The organism is Alteromonas sp. G5_S2_22_S1, from assembly GCF_054968525.1.
The window spans coordinates 25,637-50,151 of record NZ_JBQKUJ010000009.1; the positions used below are offsets into that span (position 1 = coordinate 25,637).

The window sequence follows — 24,515 nt, forward strand, 5'->3', positions numbered from 1 at the left end:
GGATGATTAATCCTCTAACTTGATATCAGCGCGGTTCATTAAGAACTGAGACAGCATAGGCACTGGACGGCCTGTAGCGCCTTTGTTCTTACCACTGCGCCATGCCGTACCGGCAATATCAAGGTGCGCCCAGTTATACTTCTTAGTGAAGCGCGACAAGTAGCAACCGGCAGTGATTGAGCCCGCTGGGCGGCCACCTAAGTTGGTCATGTCGGCAAACGGGCTTTCAAGCTGCTCTTGATAGTCGTCCCATAGCGGTAAACGCCATGCGCGATCTGAGCTTTGCTCTGATGCATTAAGTAGCTCGTGAGCAAGCGGATTGTGCGTGCTCATCACGGCTGTTGCATGGTGACCAAGAGCAATAATGGCCGCGCCAGTTAGTGTGGCTACGTCAATCACTAGCTCTGGGTCGAAGCGCTCTACGTAGGTTAGCGCATCGCACAATACCAAACGACCTTCCGCATCAGTGTTTAGCACTTCAACGGTTTGACCCGACATGGTAGTTAGAATGTCACCCGGACGGTACGCTTTGCCATCTGGCATGTTTTCACAGCCTGCTAATACGCCAATAACGTTAATTGGCAGGTTAAGCGCCGCGATAGTGTGCATAGTACCTAGCACACCTGCCGCACCACCCATGTCGTACTTCATTTCATCCATGGCTTCGCCAGGCTTTATTGAAATACCGCCCGAATCAAACGTAAGGCCTTTACCTACAAGTACAATTGGCGCTTGATCAGCAGGACCACCGCGATGATGCATAATACTCATCATGCTTTCGTTGTCTGAACCACGACCAACAGCTAAATACGCTTGCATACCAAGCTCGGCCATTTGGGTTTCATCCACCACTTCAGCGGTTACGCTATCGTATTGGCTAGCCAGTTCTTGCGCTTGCTGCCACAGGTACGCTGGGTTACAGATATTTGGCGGCATGTTCGCCACGTCTTTGGTTACTTTGGCACCACGAGCAACGGCCAGGCCATGCTCAACGGCACGTTCACCCACGGTAAGTTCACGGCGAGTAGGCACGTTAAATACAATTTTACGCAGCGGACGACGAGGCTCGCCTTTTTTCGTTTTAAGCTGCATAAAGGTGTACAGCGTGTCTTCAGTTGCTTCTACCGCTTGGCGCACTTTCCAATAGGTATCGCGACCTTTAACGTGAAGCTCGGTTAAGAAGCACACCGCTTCCATTGACCCTGTTTCGTTCAAAGTTTGGATAGTTTTCGCGATAATGTTTTTGTACTGGCGCTCGTCTAATTCGCGCTCTTTACCACAACCGACTAAAAGCACGCGTTCGCTGAGTACGTTCGGTACATTGTGTAGCAACAACATTTGGCCCGCTTTACCTTCTAAGTCGCCGCGGCGCAACAAGTTGCTGATATAACCTTCACTGATTTCGTCTAGTTGTTCTGCCACTGCCGTAAGGCGGCGCGGCTCAAAGACGCCCACAACAATACATGCACTGCGTTGCTTTTCTGGACTGCCACTTTTTACACTAAACTCCACGATATCACCTCGCTTTTCGTCGTTTATAGTTTGCACGATGACTAAAAAATCACGTAACGTTTCGCGCTGCTTTATGTTTTAATACGCAGCATAACTTTTTAGTTCGCTGCAATTTACGCTAACACCTATTGAATATAGGTTAAATTTGCGTCAAAACACCATGCAAACGGTTTATGATTGCAGGCAAAACTTGTAAAAACGGTAAGTTTAAACAAAATTGTGCTTTCTTTCACTAAAATTCCTAATTTTCCGGAAGGGCTGAGATGCTGATATTCCGCTATTTACTTAAGGAAACGCTGAAATCTCAGTTAGCGATTTTCTTTATCCTAATGGCCATTTTTGTCACCCTAAGATTTGTGCGCGTTTTAGGCGACGCATCAGACGGTGATATCCCTGCTGGCCTAGTACTTGGATTCCTAGGCTTATACGCCCCTATTCTCTCATCATTGGTACTGCCCATCAGCGCTTATTTGGGGATCATGTTGGCGCACGGTAGGCTGTACGTAGACAGTGAAATGACCGTGATGCGCGCCTGCGGCATTAGCGAATGGTATGTCACGCGAGTGATGCTGTTTCTGTCGCTACTTATTATGATTGTGACCGGCGCTATTACCCTGTACTTCGCGCCACTGGCTGCCGAGAACGAATATCAACTGCGCGAAAAAGCCCGTAACGAAGCGGGTATCTCCGCTCTTATGCCGGGTCGCTTCCAGCAAACGGGTAACGAAAAAGCGGTTATCTTTGTCCACGATGTAGACAAGAACGACAAGCTTCAACGGGTGTTTCTATCGCAAAATCAAACCAGCGATAGCGAAGGTGATGTGCGCGTAGTCTACGCCCAAACTGGCGAAGTGGCGAGCAACCCCGATGGCACCCGAAACCTTGTTTTGAAGCAAGGCGTGCAGTACGAGGGTAAACAATCTGAAAAGGCCTACCGCAAAGTTGAATTTGATGAATACCAAATTCAGATTGCCGATAAGCCTGCTGATGAAACCCGTCGTAAGGTAAGCGTGCTGCCCACCAGCGAACTGTGGGAAGACGACAGTATTGAAGCCAGAGCAGAGCTTCAATGGCGAATTGCTATTCCGCTGTCGATTCCATTTTTAATACTTATTGCGGTACCACTTAGCGCCGTCGACCCTCGACAGGGGCGATTTGGCAAGATGTTCCCCGCCATTTTGTTGTACCTAGGCTATTTCTTACTGTTGTTGGCCAGCAGACGTGTACTGGAAGACGGAAAGATGCCGCCCCAACTAGGACTGTGGTGGGTACATACCATTATGTTGATTATAGGCATTACGCTTATCGTGCGAGATAGGAAAACTGGCACGCAGTTACGCGCATGGATATTGGGGAAAAAATAAATGTTTAAGATCCTCGATTTATACATCGCTCGAACGTTATTAGGTACGATCACTGTCACGCTAAGCGTACTTATTGGCTTAAGCGCGTTAATCAAGTTCGTTGAACAGCTGCGTAAAATTGGTGAAGGCGATTACGACATGCTCGCCGCCTTTATCTACGTGTTATTAAGCCTTCCGCGAGACCTAGAACAATTCTTTCCCATGGCGACGTTGCTTGGCGGTCTTATTGGCATGGGCGTCTTGGCCAGCAATAGCGAACTGGTGGTAATGCAGGCTGCGGGCATGAGCCGCTGGAACATCATTAACTCGGCCATGAAGTCTACCCTTGTCATGATTTTAGCGGTCATGGCGGTGGGCGAATGGGTCACGCCGTTCAGCGAGACCAAAGCTAAACAACTACGCACTGAAGCGATTTCTGGGGGCAGTTTATTTTCATCTGACAAGCTTGTTTGGGCCAAAGACGGCGATAGGTTTGTGAGTATTGGTCAGGTTATCAGCCAAGACTCCCTTAAAGACGTGAGCATTTTTAACTTTAATTCAGACCTGTCACTACAAAGCATTACCTATGCAAAAAACAGCACATATGATGGCGATGGCTGGTGGTTAAGCAACGTAGAAGTCACACAGTTTACGGAAACGCAAGTCTCGGTTGATGACACCGACCGTATGCGCTGGAACTCAACGCTAACCCCAGATAAGTTAGGCATTGTAGCGGTTAAACCCGAGGCCTTATCCATTACTGGCCTGCTTGATTACGTAAATTACTTAGACAATAACGACCAAGACCCGTCTCGCTATGAATTGGCACTATGGCGAAAAATATTCCAGCCTATTTCAGTGGGCGTGATGTTGTTGATGGCGCTTTCGTTTATCTTCGGGCCGTTACGCAGCGTAACTATGGGAGCGCGCGTGATCATGGGCGTACTCACAGGCTTTGGTTTCTTTATTCTAAACGAGGTTTTCGGCCCAGTAAGTTTGGTTTACCAATTGCCGCCCTTCCTTGGCGCATTGCTACCAAGCCTACTGTTTGCTGCTGTCGCCGGTTTGATGCTTAGACGTTGATAAAGCTATCGGCGCTCGGCTAGTTAAACGGTCAAGTCCTATAAAAAGAGGCATGTTGACGCCTCTTTTTTTATGACTTTTTAGCATCCTTTAATGCTTACAATGCGTTATCACCAGCTCTTATGGTCGTTCGCTTCTTTAGTCAGCTTCAACACTTCTGTTTGTGCCAAGCGGTCTTGCAGCGATTGCTTGTTCTTGTAATCAAACAAAACAAGCAAAGTCCCTAAGCCGCCCAACGACGCAACAAGGCGTATGAACAAACGTGGCCAGGACATTGGCTCTTCTACGGTGCTGTAAATACGTAAACGCCATGCACGCATGCCCAGCGTTTGCCCGCCTCTTCGCCAAAACCACAAGAAGAAACCCGCTATCCATAAACCTACCCAGGTCTGAATAAGCAGTTTATAGCCTGAAGAAGCTTGAATTAAGTCGGCAGGTTCAGCATAACCTTGCAGATCAAGCGCACCATTTTTCAACATAACAACCAAGGTTATTATCATCACCATAGCCGCACACATTCCAACAGCTGTGGCCACTAGCGTATCGTAAATCATTGCCAATAAGCGTCTAACGAATCCAGCTCGCTGAAGCGCCGAGCTATCCGATCCCGCGCTGTTTGTGCTTAACTCATCCTTACTCTTTGGGCGGTTAGATGAGGAGGAGTTCTTCTTAGCTTTTTTATCGTGACGCGCCACAGGTTTCTCTTTACTTCAATAAATGACAATGCGTATTTTGACACAAGCCGCAGATAGCTTAAACAATATAAATGACACTTACTGGCTTTTAATAAAGTTGCAACTACCCGGTTTGCCCCAAGAAAATTTACTGCTTTTTGCATCTAAGTGTCATTGTTAAGCGTTATTACAATTACAAATGGATGACGGAAGTAGATTGCGGTGACGAATATAACTCTAGTAAAAACACTTATAGCAAGTTCAATTGCATTTAGCATTTCCCCTGCATTGGCACTAGATGACCTAGAAGGCGATATCGAGCACATTAGAGTGCGTGGTGATGCTTCCATTAAGGACGGAGAGTTTATTTCCGCTTCACAGGGATGGGTTTCAGGCGATACGCTTATCGAACGGCCAATGCTTCGCGCTGGTGAGATACTTGAGTTTATACCCGGCATGATGGTGACTCAGCACAGCGGTTCGGGAAAGGCCAATCAGTATTTCCTTCGCGGGTTTAATCTCGATCACGGAACCGACTTTACGGTAAGTGTTGACGGCATGCCTGTGAATATGCGAAGCCACGGTCACGGGCAGGGTTATAGCGACCTAAACTTCATCATTCCAGAATTTATAGACAACCTTAGCTACTTTAAAGGCACGTATTACGCCAACATTGGCGACTTTTCTAGCGCTGGCGGCGCGTTCTTCAACTTGCGAGACGCTCTTGAACAGAACCAGCTCTTTTTAGGCTTAGGTGAATATGGGTTCAAGCGCGCCGTTGCTTTGAATCAGTTTAACGCTGGTGAGAGTCGCGTTGTTACTGCTCTAGAGTATCAAAGCTATGATGGCCCTTGGACTGACATTGATGAAGATGTAAAAAAGAAAAACGCACATATCCGTTATATTACGCCCTTGCTAGACGGCCAACTCACAGTAACAGGCATGGCTTACGACAACAGCTGGAATGGCGCTGATCAAGTTCCTGAGCGCGCTATTCAAAGCGGCTTAATAGACCGGCTTGGCTCTATCGACACTCAAGTTGGCGGTGAATCCTCTCGCTATAGTTTATCTGCAAACTACACCAGCGACACTTGGAACGCCTCGTTTTATGCTATCGATACCGACCTCAGCCTTTTTTCAAACTTCACTTACTTTTTAGATAACCCTGCTCTAGGCGATCAATTTGAGCAAGCTGACGACAGGCAAATTTATGGTGGCGAACTATTTACCACCCTCCCCCTCGCTATTACCGAAGGCAGTAGCCTGACCTTAGGCGGCCAGTGGCGTTTTGATGATATTGATAACGTAGGCTTGTACCGCACGCAAAACCTTCAGCGTTTTGGCACGATTCGAGAAGATGCCATAGAAAGCAACAGCTATGCGTTATTTGCTCAGTCAAACATTGTATTAAGTGATGCACTTAGTCTGTCATTAGGTGGTCGTTATGACTACTTAGATGTAAACGTCAATAGCGATGTAAACGCAAACAGCGGTAGTGCTGACGATGGTATTTTTACGTTAAAAGCAGGCCTGAAATACTTGTTGTCTGAACAGCTCACCGCGTTTGCCAATATCGGTCAGGGCTACCACTCAAACGACGCTCGGGGTGCGACTATTACCGTAGATCCGGTAAGTGGGGATGCAACCGAACCTTCACCGCTATTAGTAAAGTCTCTTGGTTATGAAGCCGGAGTCAATTTTACCGATAACAAAACTTATAACGTATCAGCTGCATTGTGGCGACTAGAACTAGACAGTGAGCTGGTTTACGTCGGCGACGCAGGTTTTACCGAGGCGAGCCGCCCATCGGAAAGACATGGCATTGAAGTAAGTGCCTACTATTGGATTAGTCACCATGTTACAACTGATATTGAAGCCGCATGGACAAAAGCGAGGTTTAGCGACAGCGTAGAAGGCGAAGGCCGCCATATTGACGGTACAGTTCCGGGCGTTGTGAGCGCGGGCCTGACGTATTTTCAAAACAGCAACCAGCTTGGGTTTAGCTATACGCTGCGAGGTCGTTATTTAAGTTCTCGCACCGTTGAAAGCTTCGATAAAATTTCACCGCCATCAACGTTTTTAATGAATGCACAGGTCGCTTATCGTCAGCCTGAGTGGGACCTAACTTTAGAAGTGCTGAATGCCTTAGACAGTGACGACCATGACATCGACTACTTTTACGCATCAAGGCTGCCGGGCGAGCCAGACGAAGGCGTGGAAGATTTGCATTACCACCCTGTCGAACCAAGAAATGTTCGACTTACTTTTACCCTGAAATACTAACCAGATAATAGTATTCAATAGCCATAGCGGTGCTGGCACTCTCGAGTACCGTTATTTTTTATGTGATTGTTCAAAAAGAGTGCTAGTTTAAATACTTAGAGGCAAATACCTGTGTTAACAGCACGTCTCTTTGTGAAGACAGCCGTAACAATAAAAGGTAGGAGCAACGATGGAACATGAAACTTTGTTCCCTCTGCTGTGTAAAACGGCAGACGGCGACAAAAAAGCCTTCGCAGAGCTTTATAAGATAACCAGTCCGCAGCTTTATGCGGTTGCTTTAAAGCTGTTAAAGCGACCCGAGCTTGCCGATGAGGCCACACAAGATGCCTATATTAAAATCTGGCATAACGCAGGAAATTACCAGCGTGGAAAAGGCACAGTACTTACGTGGATGGTAAGCATTGCACGCTATCGCGCACTAGATTTAATTCGCTATCACAATGTGAGAAACGAAGTTGAGCTTCACGATGACGCGCCATCGGGCGTTGAAGCCACTCAAGCTGTTAAGCTAGGTGCTGAACAAGCAAAATTAGCGACCTGTTTAGATGAACTTGAGGGCCCCCAACGTCAAGCTATTCACTTGGCTTACGTGAATGGCATGTCGCATCAAGAAGTGGTGAATCACTTAGCATCACCACTTGGTACAATTAAAAGCTGGATAAGACGAGGCTTGCAAAGTTTGCAGAGGTGCCTATCACTATGAATTATTTGAAAGAAGAACGACTTAATGCACTAGCAGCGGAATACGTTGTTGGCACCCTTCGCGGTAAAGCGCGCACACGCTATCAAAAGTTGATGATGCAATACCAAGCGGTGAGCGATGCTACAGCACAGTGGGAGCAATATTTAACCGGCTTTGCAGAAACCCTTCCTCCGGTTACACCACCTGCCAATGTATGGGAGAGCATTCAAATAAAGCTTGGACACAAAGCGGCTAACGACGCTGGTATCGCTACTGGTGTAAATACGCCGAGTGATTCGGGTCAGGTGCTCGACTTTGAGAAAGAAAAACAAAAACGCTGGAAAAATCTATCGTTTCTTTCTACCGCTGCCACATTGGTGTTGGCAGTATTGCTTTTTGTTATGCAGCCTATACCTGCACCAGAGGTATCGCATATTGCCGTGGTCAACAATGCGGACAATACGCCTTTGTGGGTGATAGAGGTCTCTGACGAAACTATGAACGTAAAAGTGACAGACGCCTTTGTTGCACTTGCAGATAAAGATTATGAACTGTGGATGGTGCCAGCAAACGGTGAAGCCCCAATTTCGCTAGGCCTTATGCCTGAAGCTAATGGTGATACAAGAGTGACACCAGATATATTGCTTAGCCAAAGCATTGCAGCACTGGCCGTTAGCCTAGAGGCGCCAGGTGGCTCGGTAACGGGAGCTCCTACAGAAGTGCTTTATATCGCGCCTATTGTTTCAGTATAATTTTCAAGAAAAATCTTACACTTATAAAGGCCACGCAATGTGGCCTTTCTTGCTTTTAACCTTTTATAAAAACTTTTCTCTATTTTTTTAAACATTTTTGCATCCAATCTAAAACCTCGGTCGTTTGGTCTTTTGAACTCATAAAAAACAGAGAGACCCAACATGATTCAATTCAAACGCAAAACTTTGTCTGTAGCCGTCGCTGTGACTTGTGCTGCCATTACCGCTGGTGCTATGGCTTCTAGTCACAGAGAAGCGCCTAATATCACGCGCCACCCAGCACTGGACAGCACTGACTTCTATGCTTTTAATAGCTACGAAGAAGGCCGTGAAGGTTACGTAACCTTCATCGCAAATTATATTCCACTACAAGATGCCTACGGCGGCCCTAACTATTTTGCTATGGACCCTAACGCACATTACGCCATCCATATAGATAGCGACGGTGATGCGGTTGAAGATATCAGCTTTGTTTTTAACTTTAACAATACGCTTGCTGCTGACAATGAAGGTATTGCGCTACCGGTTGGCCCAGAAGGCGAGCAAAAAATGGTGAAAGTACCGCTTAAAAACGTAGGGAGTATTAGCGCTGATGATTCAAGCGCTGCAAATTTCTCTGAAATGTATAGCCTGACGATGGTTAGTGGCGATATGCAAACAGGCACACGCACCACGTTAACGCCAGCTATGGGCGATATGTTTAAAAAGCCGCTAGATTATATCGGTAACAAAACCTTCACGAGCGAAGCTGAATACGCCCGCTATGCCGAGAGCTTTATTTATTCATTCAACATTCCAGGTTGTGACGACATGGCTAAGGTGTTTGTTGGACAACGTAAAGACCCCTTCGTAGTTAACTTGGGTAAAACATTCGACCTTGTGAACTATGTACCTGTTGAAGGTGACAGCTCGCCTGGTGCTGGTGATGGCGAAGGGTTCCCGGGCGGTATTACACAAAGCCCGATGAACGATGATTTGGGTGACAAAAACGTGACCGCGCTTTCTATTGAAGTGCCCTCAGCGTGTGTAACTGGTGAAGGCAATGGCGTTATCGGCAGCTGGACAACAGCAAGCTTACCACAAGCGCGCATACTTAACCCAGATGCCACCTTTGAGAAGCCTGAAACGAATGGCGGTGCCATGACGCAAGTGTCTCGTTTAGGTAACCCACTGGTTAACGAACTCGTTATTGGCATTGGCGATAAAGACAAGTTCTCTACATCTCACCCAAGTGCTGACGGTCAGTTTGCTGATTATGTCACTCACCCTTCACTACCTGAATTGCTAAATATTCTGTTTAAAGATGCGGTGAATACTACGTTAGGTACTGATATCGAAACCCTTGCACCCACTAACTTCCCGCGTATGGACTTGGTTACTGCGTTTTTAACGGGCTTCCCGGGTGTGAACCAACAAGCTACCGTAACCGCGTCTGAAATGCTTCGTCTGAATACAGGTATTCCAGCAACGCCCGCTGAATCACAGTCTACATTTGGTGTAGCAGGTGATGACTTAGCTGGCTTCCCTAACGGTCGTCGTCCAGGTGATGACGTGGTAGATATCGCACTTCGCGTAGTGATGGGCCGCTTATGCTACCCCATTCCGGTTGCAGGTGAAGATACAGACCTAGGGCTTTGTGCCCCCGAAGATGCAAGTGTAGGTAACGTACCTTTCACTGATGGCGCACCTGTGGATGCAAGTATGATTGACAATTCATTCCCGTACCTTAAAACACCGCTTGCGGGTTCTGAATAGGGAGTACCATTATGCCCATTACAACGAGTTTTTTGAAAAATAGTGCTGATCAACGCCATTCAGTTAACCAAAGACACACACATCGATTGTGGATAGTTTCATCGTTGGTTCTTGCACTATCGGGCTGCTTTGATAGCGACGATGATGACGACTATCAAGCACCTGAAGAGAATGTAGCACCAGTAGCCGTTGATGAAATGTTGACGACTCAGGCTGATATTGCTTTTGACGGAACCTTAACGGCGACGGATGAAGACGGCGACCCGCTAACGTTTGGCTTAGGAGAAAATGGCAGCTTAGGCAACGCCGAAGTGAATGCTGACGGTAGCTTTACGTACACGCCTAATGCTCAGGTAACAGGTAGCGACAGCTTTACCTTTACCGTTTCTGATGGTGTAAACCCTGAGGTTACAGCTACAGTTTCTGTAACTATAGAAGCACAGCAAGTGTCGTTCTCAAGCTATACCCGAGACGCCTTTAACCAAGCGCCGACAGATGAACCTTTACCGATAAACGGCAGAGAGTTCACCCAAGATGCTGACGATTCTACATTCGATGACTTGTTGATTGATCAATAACAAGTACCGAATGCGTGGCATTCGCTAGCGGGTTACCAATAGCGAAGAACCCGTGTCAACCGTGAAGCCAGGGACGGCTTTTTTAAGGGAAACATTAATGAAGTTTATTAACACGTTTACTTTACGCTTTCTTATTGCTGGCTTAGGGCTCGTTTTACCGTCTGCAGGAAGTTACGCTAGCTCGCAAGATGAAGCCATGAGCTACGACACCGTTATTGCCACTTGGCAGCCGCGACATGAATCGATTGCGCACTTAAATGAAGCTGAAAAAATACTTACCTCAAGCCGATACTTAACGGCGGGTGGAGATGAAAGAGAACGCGTGACGCGTTTTACAAATAGGCTACGCAACAATTTCGACACATTGAACGCAGGCCAAAAAGAGCGCCTTATTATTCTAGAAGCCCGGCTTCTTCAAGGTGTACACAAGTTTGAGCAAGCCAAACAACACTTATCTCAAATAACACATTATCGCTCTCCTGCCGCGCAGTTGCTGCTGGCAGACATTAATATTCAACAGGGCAATACCGAACAAGCAAAGCACTATTGCGAACAGCTAGTGGGTCAAACCAGTTTTTTAATTGCCTTTACCTGCATGGTAAATGCCGATTTCTCGGAAAATAAAGACGCGAAGTTGCTCGAAAAACTCAACGCTTTCGAGACATACACAAGCGCAGCTATACCTAATGAAAAACAGTGGTTTTATGAAGTACTGGCAGACATGTCACTTCAACTCGGTAACGCCGAAGAGGCCATTCGCTACCTAAATCAAACGGCGTTTAACGCCCTCCCAATCAGCGCATTACTGGTTTGGGCTGAAGCTCATTTTAAGCTAGGCGAGTTTGACACCATTACGAACACTTTAGCGGCAGCAGTTTCTGATATATCAACGGTGGATGATGGTTTACTTTTAAAGTGGGCTAAGGCAGAACGTGCTCAAGGCATTACGTCTTCAAACGTGCAATCTCGCTTAGCGAAAAATATGGAAATACGCGTATGGCGCGAAGATAGTTCCCATGCTGCACAGGTCGCCACCTACTTCTTAGAGGTGCAACCTAACTACGCACTCGCCTTAAAATTTGCCAAGCTTAACTGGGAATACGCACAAACAAACAACGACAAACAATTGCTTGAACGCGCCCAAAAGGCAGTGGATGCCTAATCCAACTAACTATTTCAGTGACCGAACCATGATTAGACTTATCGCATTTTTCATTCTTACCGCTCTTAGCTTTCAAACGGTTTCTCATGAGTTAAGTAACGGTTACTTAACGCTTAAAAGCGTGTCTGAAGATACACTTTCAGGGGAGCTTTTGTTAAAGCCTGAAGACATCGGCCGTGTTGCAGGCTTAGACGTTAATAATGACGGGAGTTTGACATGGGGCGAGGTCAACAGAAACCATAATCTGGCAAGTCGCTATATTCAGAATAACGTCAAGGTAAGCAATAGTGGCACTTACTGCGCCATAAACGTTGCATCGCCAAGCATGCGAGATATATCTGCCGAGTCGCTTCTGGTATATCCATTAGAAGTGAGTTGCGCGTATTTAGAAGAGGTGAGAGTACAGTACACGGGTATTGTTACAGACTTCCCGACCCACAAGTTGCTCACCTCCATAACCATAAACGATCAATCCTTCGTATATGTGCTTGACAGTGAGCGCGCAGCCATTACTGTTTCAGCCCAAGACAGCGCCTGGGCCTCTCAGTTTGGTGAAATGGTATATCAAGGTATCTGGCATATTTTCATAGGGCTCGATCACATTCTCTTTTTAGTCGCTACACTGCTGACCGTAAACCTTTACAGAAAAAATAAGCGCTGGGTGAAAGAACAGAGCAAAAAGCTCATTTTTAAGAATACCGTAATTTTAGTAAGCACATTTACGCTGGCGCATTCAATCACCTTAACCGCTACGGCTCTTGACGTTATAACCCTTGATAGCCGTATTGTTGAACTAGGGATAGCTATTTCCGTCGCAATTACCGCACTAAACAATGTATACCCAATGATCATGCGGGTAGGCTTTATAACCTTTGGCTTTGGCCTGCTACATGGTATGGGCTTTGCCAGCGTATTTGGTGATTTAAATGCCCAGTCGGGGAGTTTAGTGATAAACGTGCTGGCCTTTAACTTAGGGGTTGAAATTGGTCAACTTGCCATTGTTGCTATACTTCTACCACTACTGTTAGCACTTCGAAATGTGAAGGTTTACGCCAAAGCGATAATGCCAATTGCATCATCTATCATTGCCGTTGTTGCACTTAATTGGACATTGCAAAGATGGTAAAAGTGAATTTCACACCGAACATTCAGCAAATAGCCAAGACAATATGCGGTATTGAACAATCTTTCGGCACTTAACGATAAAAACCATAAAAAGTAGTTGTATAGGCGCGCCGCATCGCTATAATGCCAAGCATTGATAGCATATCTATCTACGCCAGAGTGATGAAATTGGTAGACATGACGGATTCAAAACTAATCGCGTCTAACAATTATGATGTGGCAAGTCATTGAAAGGTATAGCACCTTTTGACTTTAACAAGCTAAAAATTGCTTGCAAAGATTTGCAAAGAAAATTAGAAGTAATTATGCTTTGCAAGGCATGGATACCAAAGCCAGAGTGGCGGAATTGGTAGACGCAGCGGATTCAAAATCCGCCGCCCGCGAGGGTGTGCCGGTTCAAGTCCGGCCTCTGGTACCATCCATCTAATCTTTGCACATGATAAGCCGACCTTTGAGTCGGTTTTTTTGTAGCTTGCTTAACCTTCAAACAAACCTATTCCTTTTTAATTCTATTTTTAAATGGTCTTCTTTGATTAGGCTTCCGCTTATACAAAGTTACCAATGCTATAGAAGACACATAAATGCCTCCCAATAGTTCTAAGACTAAAAGAAAGCCATAAGTGACCAGAAATAATTCTACGCCAAGCACAAACTTAATTTCTTCAAAAGGCGCTAAGAAAAAGCATGCAGCCCAACTAGAGGTAAGAACTACTAAAGGGTAAAACATTTCTGCTGCTATTATCTCAGGACCAAACCCGATAGCTTTCTTGTTTTTTTCTATAAGGGTTATGAGCCGTTCAGGTATCACAAAAAATAGCGCATAAACACCTATCGCAAACCCAAGTAAATCGGCGTATGAATCACGGATAAATGCACCAGGCCCTAACTTATCGAGAAGACCTGGAAAGAAAAAATACACAACGAGAGTTATAACAAAAGCTGCGCATAACTCTTTCAGTAACTTAAGGTAATTTTTTACGCGCGCAAAACGCACTAGCGCATAAGGTTCTCCATCTGCTACATATGCATTTAACGACTGTATCAATCGTCCTAAAAATGGAAGCTTACAAAGTCCTTTGAAGAAGCCAGACATGTTAATTACTCATTTTCTTCTATTTTATATTCATCAAGTAATTTCTTATTGGTTTCCTCTGCTGTCCTCGCTGTAAATTCTGCATTAGTTATTGAAGTGAAAATTTGGCTGTAGTAATCATCATCAGTCATTTTACTATCACGCCCAACCCGTTTTTTGACCGGATACTCCCGCATATGATACGTGATCTCCTTATTATCTTTCATATACGTTATGTCGGAGTTCCCTAACTTTGTTGAAAGTATAATAAGGGGCATTAGTACCATAGAGATAGCCTTACTACTCCTATCCTTTGGAGGCTTCTGCTCCGCTTTAATTGTGTGAATGTTGTTCTCTCTAGAGTTTTCATCTATTAGAGACAAAAGACCTCTCTCAAGTTTGTCAGAGTTCGAGAAAGTGACCTCAACTGATACTTTTTTATAGTAGTCAGCTTCATCAAGTACCTTTTCAAGACTAGATGCATCTGTGAGCTCGATGATTTTGATGTAGTGAGATGCATACTCATCTGTTACTGTTGAAGCAAGAAGCGAAAGAATTGATTCGATTAATACTTTTGTTGATGGGAGGCCTTGTTTTGCCTCTACTGCGAGTATGTGTTTTTTAAAGTCAAAAACGAAGTCAAACTCAACTCGTTTGCTACTCGCGATACTCTGTTCACTTTTATTTTCGTAAAGTTCGTCATTAGTGTATACCTCAACAAGCCTATCAATATGGTCAAACTTTATTAGTTTGCCTTGAGCGTATTGGTCTTTTATCTCGATTTTCTTAAATGAAAACTGCATGTCGTTCATCAGATCATGTGAAATAGTAGGCAGTTTTCTTTCCCTGAACGCTTTATTCACGACTTCACTGTAAGATGAAAATATTTTTTTGTATCCATCAGAGCCAATGAGGTTTTCTTCTTTACCGTCTAAAGGTAAAACTTGTAAGTTGTAATACTTGAATGTTGCCATTGATATCCCTTTTCTTTAGTTCCTGTTCTTATTATTTACGATCGACAATTCCAATTATTTGCGGGTCATATCTGCAATTGTTTATAGCGTTTTCCCTCAACAACTTAATTGCTTCTTTGATAATGTCTAAAGGCAAAAAGAACCACTCTTTAGGCTTTACCATGTTACCGAAACGATCAGGTATCTGGATGTCAGCTTGAGCCTCTCGAAAGAATGTGTGAAGTAACTTTTCAGTGGCCTGAAGGTTCATATTGTAGAGCGTAAACTCGGCAACGACTTCGACGTCCGCAAGGAGGTAAGTCGCGTCCTTAGCCGCGTTTGAAACTCTTTTCTTAACATCTGAGGTCGTCACTCCAATTTTATGGAGGTAATCACGATGTTTGGCTATTGAAGGTTCTTCAGATTTTGAGCGCAGCACGTAAACGATACCTGTTTTGTAAAGTGGAGAGTCCTCTTCAACAAATAGCGGCCCTGAATCTTTTGGTACAATTGCTCTGGCTGATTTATCTTTGTAAAGCGCAGCACCGAATGAACGTAGGAGCAAGTTACTCTCCATGCCGTTTGAATAAACTACTCGCATACGTGCGTTATGATGCCCTTTACGACGCTCGTGTTTTTCGCCCATTTCAGCCACATAAGCAATTAGGCCAGATAAGATAAATGCTTGGCCTTTTTGTATCTCAGCGATACCATTGATGCCCGTCGTCTCCAATGTACCTTCATCAAGTTCCTTTTGAATTCTCACAAACAAGGGCTTAAACGAGTCAAAGTCCATGCATTTTTTGCGAGTTGCCATGTCAGCACTTGCAGTCTGGCTTTTGGTTCCAACGGTCACATGCTTTAAATTGAAAATATCGTCATCATCGGCAAGTAAGTCACTCGACAGGACATCATCGATTGTTAATTCAGTTTTTTTTTCACCTAATGGCTCATTGCCTAATAAACCTTCCGTATCAAAAGGTGCCAGAGCCTCAAGAGCTTCTGGTGTTGAACGAAGCTTGGACAATCTTGCGGCGAGCTTTGCTTCATGAATGTTACTAGCTTCAATGTCCGGTTCACTACCATTGTTCTCAATAAAGCTCTTGAGCTCTTCAAATGTTTCATAGTAAATCGCGTAATGACTGAGCCTTTTCGACTTGGTCACTGAAACTTCAAGTAACCCCAATGGATCATCGTTAAATACGTCATCTAATGTCCGTTTAGCCATACTTATATCCTTAAGCTCTCATCTGTTCCCGTTTCTTATTCTTGAGCCACTCCAATGCTTCACCTAATCTACGTTCTAACGCGATATCACTCTCAAAGCTAGGTGGGCGACCATTGTCACGTGCGAACTCTTGAATTCTCGGCCACAAAGCTAGGGCCTCTTCTTCGGTCATCTTTATTTTTTGCGTTGAGGCAACACCATGAACTTTCTGAAGCAGTTCAGAAGTTAGTCCCTTACTAAGCACTTCATAGGCGTGACCGAATGGATTAACACTGTCAATTAGATCAACTGATAGGTCATTAATGTTTATAAACTTGCGAACAAGTCCAACGAAACTGCTACTCCCAGCCTGTTGCTCATCTTCATCATCGGAAGCATTCTCATTGTTTCCAACGGACGCCATCGCCATCGTTGCAGCTACCCGTTGCCTTATCGCTTCAACGTCTTCTTCAGATTCATTCGGATATTTTTCTTCGATTACCCGACGAACATAAACATCCTGAACGAGTTCTCCCGGCATATCTTCATTAGCCATGGCCTTAATGACATCAGAGTTTTGGCATACGGCTGCGACCAGCTCGTCCATTTCTTGCTCAATAATCTGCTTGGCGCTTTCTGACTTAGGTTCTTTTAGATCTTTCACACCAATGACAATTTCGCCTGTAGTCGGGTCTTGTTCACCTTTACCAACAGAATCATCATTCGACTTTGGAACGAACTTGAACTTAGGTGCAAGTGCCTGCTCCATTGCCAGAGACACAGAAATTGCTTTGAGCATTTGGTTGACTGCGTTCACTACCAACTCGTCGTCAGCTCGGGGCTCTGCTATTAAGTTTGTAAATGTTGCCGTTGGTTTGCCTTCATGGTCACGGGTGACTCGGCCTATGATTTGGATTATCTCGGTTAATGAACCTCTGTAACCCACGGTAATTGCATGTTCAGCGGGAGGCCAGTCGAATCCCTCTTTTGCCATACCCAGTGCAATGATTACGTCAACTCGCTCTTGTTGTGTTTTATCACGTAAAGACTCTTGCAGTTTACTTCTGAACTCTGGGTCATCCTCTACAAGGTTGGCAACAATTAATGTATGACCATCCTTTGTTACAACTGGATAGAAGTTTGTTTCTTCCTCAACGTCTTGCATATCTCCGATGATATCAATGATCGCATCGACTTCGTCATGTTTGCTGCCAGCCGTCTCGGGACTCATGCGGTGCGGAATATGAATGATTGTTTTCTTCGACAGGTCGAACACTTTTGGCAATGCCTGTAAGTAACTTCCATCCAGCGCACTGTAAAAACTGTAGTTGATCTTAAGCGTTTTAAGGTGCTTGTAGGCGGCCATCTGTTCCCAGTATGTATAAGACACATGGGTAAACCGCGCTTCGTCTTCAACAGACATGATAGCCATGTCATCGCCTCGGAAATAGCTCCCAGTCATAGCGATCACATGAGCTTTATCTCGCTGTAATACACAACGAAGCAACTCTCCCAACTTGCTTTCTTCACTGGAACTGGAGTGATGAAATTCGTCGATAGCAAGGACACAGTCGTCGAATACTTCTTCACCGGCTTCTTGGAATGCAAATCGTAACGTTGCATGAGTGCATACGAGAGCGACATCATCGCTCTCAAGAAAAACCAATAACTTCTTAACTTTGCTTCTGGCCCCAGCTCCATGGTCTGCACCTGGGCTACATAAATCCCATTCAGGTTTTACTGTCCAGTTCGCAAAAAAACCTTGACTGACTAAATCTGTATCAGCAAAGCTTGAGCCTATTGAAACTTCGGGAACGGCAACTATCACCTTGTTGCAGCCTTGGTTTTCCAGCTTGTCCAACCCAAGAAACATTAGTGCGCGCGACTTACCAGAAGCAGGAGGTGACTTTATAAGTAGGTATTGCGCTTCGCGCTTGTCGAATACTCTGCGCTGCATCGGGCGCATACCCATTGGGTCTGATTCAATCGGTTTACGGTTTGCTTCAAGGTCAATTCTTACAGCCGTGACATTCCCGGTCATTTTGTTCTCCCTTGCGTCATTTGAACATATCTATTAAAAAGGTGTTCTAGCCTTTCTTCATCAGTATCAAAAGGTTCTTCCCTATAAAATTTCTCAAGAAGGAGATCATTCGCATTGTGTGCAGATTTTAAATCAGCTGGCATACTCTCTTTATCGTAAAGATCTGCGATAGATTTTGGGAAATGCTTTTCACGAACAATTAAGATTTTTCTTGCTGACTCATTCAACTGTGACAACTGCTCTTCGTTTAAGGATGGGAACGGGAAAGTATTCCAGCCCAAGGTATTTGAATACCTAATTCGAGTTTCCAGTTGCCCGCACACAGTTCTAACCCATAAAGAATGTAAGGTCGAACAGATTATCGCTAAAACCCACTCGTCAGAATCATAAATACCAAAAGCAAGGTTGGATATGACGGTATCGTTTTGACGTAAATCAACAGGCAGGTATTCTCTATTTTCAGAGGATACGCTTGGTACCACAAACAAGTCCTTCTTTGCTTCTCTGAACTCTCTGAATTGATAAGGTACCTGAGCTAGTTTCCTTGCTCCAGAGTCTCGACTGTTAAGACGCATTTCTTTGCACGCCTCAATCCGGCATCGTACCTCAGGAATGGATGTAGCGAAATCCAATTGGGCTTCATCAATCCAAAGACAATAACGTTTAGTTCCTTTTATCAACTCGTTCGAGCCGATAAACTTCTTAATTATTTCTTTTGATTTCGGATACTTTTCTACGAGCTGATTTTTTTCCGCCTCACTAAGAATTAAGTTACCTCCATCAACTGGCTTATTACCATACTCCATTTCTGGAACTTTGCTTATTGGTTTGCCAGACTTTTTTATTACTATGTTAGGTGCATCTAATAGATAACCATTAATGTTTTCACAAGCTTTTCCTTCGAATTCGTCGAATAAAAATTTGGTCTTCGAGCTATCTTTTCCCAGTCCAAGAATTACGCATGTTACACCCGCGTTGTTGGCAGCATTGTTTTTCCATTTAAATGATTTATGAGCAAAAACAATGGAGATACCGATCGTGTCAAGAATCGGCCATAGGATAGGAACATGACTTCCTTGAACAACCGAGTTTGTTGAAACAAATGCCAAGAATGCCCCGTGCTGTGCGCAGTACTCGCTGCCTTTTATCAACCAACCACAAACATAGTCTAGAGTTTTGTAATTATTTGAATATGGCTTGAAAAGTCTTGCGATGTCCCCTTTTTGTTCAGCATCCATCCAAGTAGAGCCTAGATAAGGAGGATTACTCGCTAGAAAGACTTGTTTATCGTCAGTTGGGGAGCAAAATTCAGACCATTCAACCGCCAAAGAGTTCGCACAAAGGATTTTTCCAGAGTCTCTCAAAGGTAATGCTGGAATTTCAGTTCCAAACGCAGCTCTGAATCTTGCATTCTGTTGATATTCTGCAATCCACAAAGCCAATTTCGCTGTTTCAGCCGCGAAATCTGCGTACTCAATTCCATAGAAGTTTGACAGCGAAATCACCGAGCTAAATCCGAACGCTAATGACGCTCCGCCTTCCAAGTCTCTAAGCGCATCGAGAGCCTGCAGTTCTAACTTCCTCAGTTCGCGGTAGGCTATTACAAGAAAGTTGCCACTCCCGCAGGCGGGATCAAAAACGACAATCTTTGATAAACGCTCTAAGAAAGCATTAATCTGCTTTTTGGAATGTCTTGCCTTGAGCAATTCATCTCGAAGTTCGTTGAGAAATAGCGGCTCTAATGTTTTAAGAATATTGGGCACTGAAGTGTAGTGCATACCCAAATTGCCGCGCATCGTCGGGTCAACAATTGCTTGGATGCTTGATCCAAGAATATCGGGATTGATATGTTTCCAATCCAGCGCCGCAGTTTCCAAAAGGTATCGATATGCTTTCGAGGTAAATACTGGAACAAGAGCTTCCCCACTAAAAAGCCCACCGTTTACATACGGAAACTCAGCTAGCCAAGGGGCGATATCTTTACGATGAGGTTCATCTAAATCTAAAACGCCAAAGATTTCGGTAATAACTTGGGTTGCATGCTCTCCGTCACTACCCGCGCGGTTTTTCAGTGCTTTTGTAAAAATATCTTTCGGGAAAATACCGGTATCTTCTGCAAACAAACAGAAGATTATCTGCGTCATGAAGTGGTTAAGTGCATGGCGTTTATCACCTTCCAGCCACTCAGGATTCCTCTCAATAAGCGCATCGTAGACTTTAGCCAGTTTACCAGTAGCTTTGATGTCGACTTCACTTTCTACTTCTCGACGAAAGCCTTCTTGCCCGGCCAATGGCAAGAACAGTTGAGGTTCATCTTTAATCTTATCGATAGTGCAGTCTGTCAGCTCGTCATACTTTCTATCGTAAACAAGAATGTGAGAGCCATCGTTAGCTACCACCAGTCTTACTTTGGCTTTGAGTGTTTTATCGGACTTTTTAACCGCGTCAATAGTTGCGTTAAGTTGTCCTAGAGCGCATGGGACATAATGAATTTTCTCGCGCCACAACAGCCCATTTTCAAATTCAGATGTATTCGCCTTACTTGTACCCAATCGTTTAAGCGTTGCTGAAGAACTAAACAATGCAATGAGTTCTTTCCCATACTCTGCTGGTGATAAGTTTCTATTCGCTAGCTCTTCAAGCCCGTTTTCTATATCGACGATGTTTAGTTTTTTAACTGCTGACATACATCTCTTCCTTGTTTAGTGCAGTTGCTCTGCAGCATTGTTATTTTTTGTATCTAATGTTTTTAGAAGCTGGGCCATTTCTCTATCTGGCCAAATATAATCTTTCTTACCTTTTACGCCGCACGGCCTGTGGCTTAAATCTGCGCTGTATCTGTACGGGCAGATTTCCGCTACCGACGTGTTCTTGTAATACAACCCATAATCAATTTCCTGAGCTACCTGATTCATCGTACCTTGTACCGAACGATTACAGATTGTATCGAACGTAAGTGGTTGGTAGTTCGTCGCAGCGGCATTCACCAACTCAGGCGGCATATCACTTTTCAACAAGGTGTTAATAAACACATCGTTAAAATACCAATCAAGGTTTGCGAAGTCTTTCTTGGTTAAGCATGGAATGAACAGCGTAAAACGTGTGGCGTCATGCACCGCGATAACACATTGCCTGCGCTGAATAGTGATGAGGTTCGCATGCCAGTTGAGCCACTTCGCCTGAATGCCTATAGCAGTCGCAGGTTGCTCTGTGGCTTTCATCTTCTCTGGCAGCTTGGCGTAAAGCTTCTTGGTGCAATGGAGGATCACTTACTGCCTCCGCTTACTCTTTCTTTCGCTTCATACCCCGGTGCAATCGCCAAGTTTTGCACGTTGTTTAGCGTAAAACGGTTTTGAAGCCAAAGTTGATATTCTGGACCTTTCAACGTACCCAGCTCGGTACAGTCCACATTCCAACGTCTTAATAGGTAACCAGCCATTGCCGCTCGCACCTCGATAAGCAATTGCTTGTTGTCCATGCCGTAGTCCATTTCTATTGCGGTAGGATGTTCAACATTCTTGGGGTGCGGCACAAGCTGAAGCGGAATAAGGCGCTGCCATTCTGTATCTGCTTGGGCGCTTTCATCGTCATTAGGCGTGTCTTTAATTGTTACTTTACTAATGCGAGTTAACACGAAGTCTCGGAAGCTTTGACTCTTACGATCAAACGCACGAACGTGCCAGCGTAGGCCATTGTCGACTATGGAGTGCGGTACAAGCTCTCTGGCATTCGAACCGCTAGAAAGTGACGTGTAGATAACGCTAACCGCTTTGTTATTAAGAATGGCCTGAACAAGGCGCGCAACTATAAAGATGTCCGGTACATTCAGACTAGACGGTGCTTCTACTGGGAAATGAATATCGCCTATTGCATCAAACCCGTCGGAGATATCGTTGGCGAGTTTATTTAAGGTGCGTCTTGCGTCGTGTTCAAAAACAGGCTTGAACTGGGGTGTCTGGAAGTATCGCTTTTCTCGCGAATCGTAAGACAGGTTATCCGGCGCAAGCTCTTTGTAAATGCCGAAATCGCGTGAGCCTGCCGATAAGCCGACCTGAAAACGATTAATTAAGTCCTGACGATAAATCGCACCTTTGAATAACAGGCAAAAGTCGATGTAGGCAAGGCGTTGTTTTTGAGCAAAGCTGATAGAGTCGAGCATCGTCCCTGTGTACTTTTCTATACTTTAGTCCAGTGTGGTTTATTTTGAGACGGTTGTAAAGCAGATACATATTTAACTGCTCATGAATCGGCGCTTAAACTCCCTCTTCCTTTCTTCAAGTTCTACTTCTGTTGAGGCCAAGAAGGAGAGTAAATATCGTAGGGCGACTTATGAAACAACTAAAATTCAAAAGATAAAAACTGTACCGTAATTTTTTTACGGCACGATAAAGCTGTGCTATCTTGACACAGAATATTGGAGACTACGATGCTTACTTATTTTTCGGTGCAAGGATTTAGGAATTTTAAAGACAAACTAGAATTCGATCTGCGAAGCACTAACAAGTATGAATTTAATACACATGCTCTCAAAAACGGCACTGTAAACCATAGTGTCATCTATGGTGAGAACGGGAGTGGGAAATCAAATGTCGGTTTAGCGATATTAGATATCGTTTCACACGTCATACCTGATTCAACCGTGCAAATAAATACATTGAAAGATAACTTTCTCAATGCGGATACGGATGAGCAACACGCAAACTTTGAGTATGAGTTTGAGATCGAAGGACATGAGGTGGTATATCGCTATGGGAAAACTGACGATTTGAGCCTTGTGTATGAATCACTCCATATAGACAAGCAACTAGTTGCGGAAATAAACAGAGACGAAGGTCATAAAGCTTTCTTTGATTTAGATGGTAGTGAAAATCTGAAAACTGACATATCCAGAGCTGATATCTCCATCATTCGTTATCTCAGTATGTCTGTGCTAGATGAGACTAGACTTAACTATATTTTTGATAAGTTTATTGAATTTGTAGGCGGCATGGTGTTCTTTCGAAGCCTCAATCGAACTGAATATCAAGGGCAACGGATGAGCTCAAGTAAACTTTCAGACGAAATAATAGGAAAAGGAAAAGTCCAAGAATTCGAAAAATTTTTGAATGAAGTGGGTGTAAATTGCAATCTCGACGTACAGGGAGCATCAGACGACCAATATATTGTCTTTAAGTATCGGAACAAGACAATAGAATTTTCGAGAATAGCCAGTACGGGAACATTATCCTTGGGTATTTTTTATTATTGGTACTTGCAGTTGTGTGACAAAAAAATAAAGTTCGCGTTTATTGATGAGTTTGACGCTTTTTATCATTTTGAGCTGTCGAGAAAAATTGTAAACAAGCTCAGCGAACTAGAATGTCAGACTGTTTTAACAACTCATAACTTATCACTACTCGATAATGATCTTCTCAGGCCGGATTGTTATTTCGAGGTTAGCGACAACAAAATCGCTCCTTTCTCAAGCTTGGTTCATAAGGAACTACGGAAAGCTCATAATATAGAGAAAATATACAGAGGAATGAGGATTGAGTAGACACGTTTTACTGATTTTTGAGGGAGAAAAAACCGAGCTTAATTATTATCAAAGTCTGAAAAAAGCTTTTTTCGATCAAGACGAAACTGCGGTTTGCGTCTGTGTTTTTGGAAATGATGTTTACGAGCTTTCCGAAGAGCTTTTGGAGGACCCTGATCTAGACGTGGTTGAGTTATTACGGGAGTCGAAAACCCAACCAAAGAATCAGGAGGCCTTAGCTGGCATATCTCGACATAAATTCACAGAAATTTATTTGTTCTTCGATCTTGAATACAATGATGATAAATTTTCCTTTGAAACGCTAGAGACATTCATTAATCTTTATTCAGATGAGACTGATTTAGGATACGCTTTCATCAACTATCCTATGGTCGAAGCTACAAGGCATGTAAAAACTCCAGAATCATTTTTATCGAGCCAAATTAGCGTAAGTAGCTGTAGAGGCAAAATATACAAACGCCTTTCAGCTGAAGAGGGAACAAAAGAGTTAAGTGATGCGAGAAAGATAACTCATTCTGACTGGATACAATTAGCGTGTATAAATCATAAAAAAGCTTGTCTTATAACGAACGAAGAGCATGAAACACTTACCAGTCAACTGTCGATATTATTATCACAGAAAAGAAAGGTACAAACGTCAGAAATCATCTTCATTTTGGCAGGTTTACCTCTATTTCTCGTCCATCATTTTGGACTATCGCTCATAAACTCATTATCTACCGAATAACCGAGCGGTTGTAATATAGACGGCATGGAA

At 44.2% G+C, this 24,515-nt stretch carries 20 protein-coding genes and 1 tRNA gene; 12 read left to right on the forward strand and 9 right to left on the reverse strand.

The window, feature by feature from the left end; genetic code table 11:
* Positions 1–6: 6 nt before the first annotated feature.
* Positions 7–1,512 carry a leucyl aminopeptidase gene (pepA, locus tag ACTRWF_RS11095; RefSeq protein WP_020744189.1) on the reverse strand — a complete coding sequence of 502 codons (1,506 nt, stop codon included), beginning with the start codon at positions 1,510–1,512 and terminating at the stop codon, positions 7–9.
* 263 nt (positions 1,513–1,775) lie between these two features.
* Between pepA and lptF the strand changes: the two genes are divergently transcribed.
* The gene (gene lptF, locus ACTRWF_RS11100) at positions 1,776–2,876 is read left to right on the forward strand and encodes an LPS export ABC transporter permease LptF (RefSeq protein ID WP_278383878.1); all 1,101 of its coding nucleotides are present in this window, start codon (positions 1,776–1,778) and stop codon (positions 2,874–2,876) included.
* Positions 2,877–3,938, forward strand: coding sequence for an LPS export ABC transporter permease LptG (gene lptG / locus ACTRWF_RS11105; RefSeq protein ID WP_020744191.1), 1,062 nt, complete (start codon positions 2,877–2,879; stop codon positions 3,936–3,938).
* Positions 3,939–4,048: 110 nt separating this feature from the next.
* Here lptG and ACTRWF_RS11110 read toward each other — a convergent pair whose 3' ends face one another.
* Positions 4,049–4,633, reverse strand: a complete 585-nt coding sequence (locus tag ACTRWF_RS11110) for an RDD family protein (RefSeq protein ID WP_012519637.1) — start codon at positions 4,631–4,633, stop codon at positions 4,049–4,051.
* Positions 4,634–4,834: 201 nt separating this feature from the next.
* Here ACTRWF_RS11110 and ACTRWF_RS11115 point away from each other — a divergent pair, with 201 nt between their 5' ends.
* From ACTRWF_RS11115 to ACTRWF_RS11150, 8 genes are all read left to right on the forward strand, one after another.
* Positions 4,835–6,895, forward strand: a complete 2,061-nt coding sequence (locus tag ACTRWF_RS11115; protein ID WP_462835554.1) for a TonB-dependent receptor domain-containing protein — start codon at positions 4,835–4,837, stop codon at positions 6,893–6,895.
* A gap of 169 nt (positions 6,896–7,064) precedes the next feature.
* Positions 7,065–7,598 carry a sigma-70 family RNA polymerase sigma factor gene (locus ACTRWF_RS11120; RefSeq protein ID WP_012519639.1) on the forward strand — a complete coding sequence of 178 codons (534 nt, stop codon included), beginning with the start codon at positions 7,065–7,067 and terminating at the stop codon, positions 7,596–7,598.
* The gene (locus tag ACTRWF_RS11125) at positions 7,595–8,329 is read left to right on the forward strand and encodes an anti-sigma factor (RefSeq protein WP_020744193.1); all 735 of its coding nucleotides are present in this window, start codon (positions 7,595–7,597) and stop codon (positions 8,327–8,329) included. Before ACTRWF_RS11120 ends, ACTRWF_RS11125 begins: the two co-directional genes overlap by 4 nt.
* 162 nt (positions 8,330–8,491) lie before the next feature.
* Positions 8,492–10,084 carry a DUF4331 domain-containing protein gene (locus ACTRWF_RS11130; RefSeq protein ID WP_020744194.1) on the forward strand — a complete coding sequence of 531 codons (1,593 nt, stop codon included), beginning with the start codon at positions 8,492–8,494 and terminating at the stop codon, positions 10,082–10,084.
* An 11-nt stretch (positions 10,085–10,095) separates the two neighbouring features.
* Positions 10,096–10,662 carry an Ig-like domain-containing protein gene (locus ACTRWF_RS11135; protein ID WP_020744195.1) on the forward strand — a complete coding sequence of 189 codons (567 nt, stop codon included), beginning with the start codon at positions 10,096–10,098 and terminating at the stop codon, positions 10,660–10,662.
* A gap of 97 nt (positions 10,663–10,759) precedes the next feature.
* Positions 10,760–11,824 (forward strand): tetratricopeptide repeat protein, encoded by a 1,065-nt coding sequence (locus ACTRWF_RS11140; RefSeq protein ID WP_462835555.1) that lies wholly within the window; start codon positions 10,760–10,762, stop codon positions 11,822–11,824.
* Positions 11,817–12,950, forward strand: coding sequence for a HupE/UreJ family protein (locus tag ACTRWF_RS11145; protein WP_462835556.1), 1,134 nt, complete (start codon positions 11,817–11,819; stop codon positions 12,948–12,950). The genes ACTRWF_RS11140 and ACTRWF_RS11145 overlap by 8 nt, the downstream gene beginning before the upstream one ends.
* Positions 12,951–13,280: 330 nt before the next feature.
* A tRNA-Leu gene (locus tag ACTRWF_RS11150) sits at positions 13,281–13,367 on the forward strand.
* 75 nt (positions 13,368–13,442) lie between these two features.
* Here ACTRWF_RS11150 and ACTRWF_RS11155 read toward each other — a convergent pair.
* The 7 genes from ACTRWF_RS11155 to ACTRWF_RS11185 are packed head-to-tail and all read right to left on the reverse strand — an operon-like array spanning position 13,443 to position 22,381.
* On the reverse strand, positions 13,443–14,042 hold the full coding sequence (locus ACTRWF_RS11155; protein ID WP_273071388.1) for a hypothetical protein: 600 nt from the start codon (positions 14,040–14,042) through the stop codon (positions 13,443–13,445).
* Positions 14,043–14,047: 5 nt separating this feature from the next.
* Positions 14,048–14,995: a DUF4747 family protein gene (locus ACTRWF_RS11160; protein WP_069944849.1), complete on the reverse strand. Its 948-nt coding sequence runs from the start codon at positions 14,993–14,995 to the stop codon at positions 14,048–14,050.
* Between the two features lie 31 nt (positions 14,996–15,026).
* On the reverse strand, positions 15,027–16,202 hold the full coding sequence (locus ACTRWF_RS11165) for a GIY-YIG nuclease family protein (RefSeq protein WP_273071394.1): 1,176 nt from the start codon (positions 16,200–16,202) through the stop codon (positions 15,027–15,029).
* A 10-nt stretch (positions 16,203–16,212) separates the two neighbouring features.
* Positions 16,213–18,222, reverse strand: a complete 2,010-nt coding sequence (locus ACTRWF_RS11170; protein ID WP_462835557.1) for a DEAD/DEAH box helicase — start codon at positions 18,220–18,222, stop codon at positions 16,213–16,215.
* On the reverse strand, positions 18,219–20,909 hold the full coding sequence (locus ACTRWF_RS11175) for a DNA methyltransferase (protein WP_462835558.1): 2,691 nt from the start codon (positions 20,907–20,909) through the stop codon (positions 18,219–18,221). The genes ACTRWF_RS11170 and ACTRWF_RS11175 overlap by 4 nt, the downstream gene beginning before the upstream one ends.
* 15 nt (positions 20,910–20,924) lie before the next feature.
* Positions 20,925–21,491: a DUF6933 domain-containing protein gene (locus ACTRWF_RS11180; RefSeq protein ID WP_150141129.1), complete on the reverse strand. Its 567-nt coding sequence runs from the start codon at positions 21,489–21,491 to the stop codon at positions 20,925–20,927.
* Positions 21,488–22,381, reverse strand: coding sequence for a WYL domain-containing protein (locus tag ACTRWF_RS11185; RefSeq protein WP_150141131.1), 894 nt, complete (start codon positions 22,379–22,381; stop codon positions 21,488–21,490). Before ACTRWF_RS11185 ends, ACTRWF_RS11180 begins: the two co-directional genes overlap by 4 nt.
* Before the next feature lie 267 nt (positions 22,382–22,648).
* On the opposite strand from ACTRWF_RS11185, the gene ACTRWF_RS11190 reads away from it, so the two are divergent.
* The gene (locus tag ACTRWF_RS11190) at positions 22,649–23,758 is read left to right on the forward strand and encodes an AAA family ATPase (protein WP_462835559.1); all 1,110 of its coding nucleotides are present in this window, start codon (positions 22,649–22,651) and stop codon (positions 23,756–23,758) included.
* Positions 23,751–24,485, forward strand: coding sequence for a hypothetical protein (locus ACTRWF_RS11195; protein ID WP_049588284.1), 735 nt, complete (start codon positions 23,751–23,753; stop codon positions 24,483–24,485). The genes ACTRWF_RS11190 and ACTRWF_RS11195 overlap by 8 nt, the downstream gene beginning before the upstream one ends.
* Positions 24,486–24,515 lie beyond the last annotated feature (30 nt).

Bases quoted from the DNA above. Each gene is read 5' to 3' on its own strand.
- lptF (WP_278383878.1), top strand. From the start codon at position 1,776: ATGCTGATATTCCGCTATTTACTTAAGGAAACGCTGAAATCTCAGTTA.
- lptG (WP_020744191.1), top strand. From the start codon at position 2,877: ATGTTTAAGATCCTCGATTTATACATCGCTCGAACGTTATTAGGTACG.
- ACTRWF_RS11120 (WP_012519639.1), top strand. From the start codon at position 7,065: ATGGAACATGAAACTTTGTTCCCTCTGCTGTGTAAAACGGCAGACGGC.
- ACTRWF_RS11125 (WP_020744193.1), top strand. From the start codon at position 7,595: ATGAATTATTTGAAAGAAGAACGACTTAATGCACTAGCAGCGGAATAC.
- ACTRWF_RS11130 (WP_020744194.1), top strand. From the start codon at position 8,492: ATGATTCAATTCAAACGCAAAACTTTGTCTGTAGCCGTCGCTGTGACT.
- ACTRWF_RS11135 (WP_020744195.1), top strand. From the start codon at position 10,096: ATGCCCATTACAACGAGTTTTTTGAAAAATAGTGCTGATCAACGCCAT.
- ACTRWF_RS11140 (WP_462835555.1), top strand. From the start codon at position 10,760: ATGAAGTTTATTAACACGTTTACTTTACGCTTTCTTATTGCTGGCTTA.
- ACTRWF_RS11145 (WP_462835556.1), top strand. From the start codon at position 11,817: ATGCCTAATCCAACTAACTATTTCAGTGACCGAACCATGATTAGACTT.
- ACTRWF_RS11155 (WP_273071388.1), bottom strand. From the start codon at position 14,042: ATGTCTGGCTTCTTCAAAGGACTTTGTAAGCTTCCATTTTTAGGACGA.
- ACTRWF_RS11160 (WP_069944849.1), bottom strand. From the start codon at position 14,995: ATGGCAACATTCAAGTATTACAACTTACAAGTTTTACCTTTAGACGGT.
- ACTRWF_RS11165 (WP_273071394.1), bottom strand. From the start codon at position 16,202: ATGGCTAAACGGACATTAGATGACGTATTTAACGATGATCCATTGGGG.
- ACTRWF_RS11170 (WP_462835557.1), bottom strand. From the start codon at position 18,222: ATGACCGGGAATGTCACGGCTGTAAGAATTGACCTTGAAGCAAACCGT.
- ACTRWF_RS11175 (WP_462835558.1), bottom strand. From the start codon at position 20,909: ATGTCAGCAGTTAAAAAACTAAACATCGTCGATATAGAAAACGGGCTT.
- ACTRWF_RS11185 (WP_150141131.1), bottom strand. From the start codon at position 22,381: ATGCTCGACTCTATCAGCTTTGCTCAAAAACAACGCCTTGCCTACATC.
- ACTRWF_RS11190 (WP_462835559.1), top strand. From the start codon at position 22,649: ATGCTTACTTATTTTTCGGTGCAAGGATTTAGGAATTTTAAAGACAAA.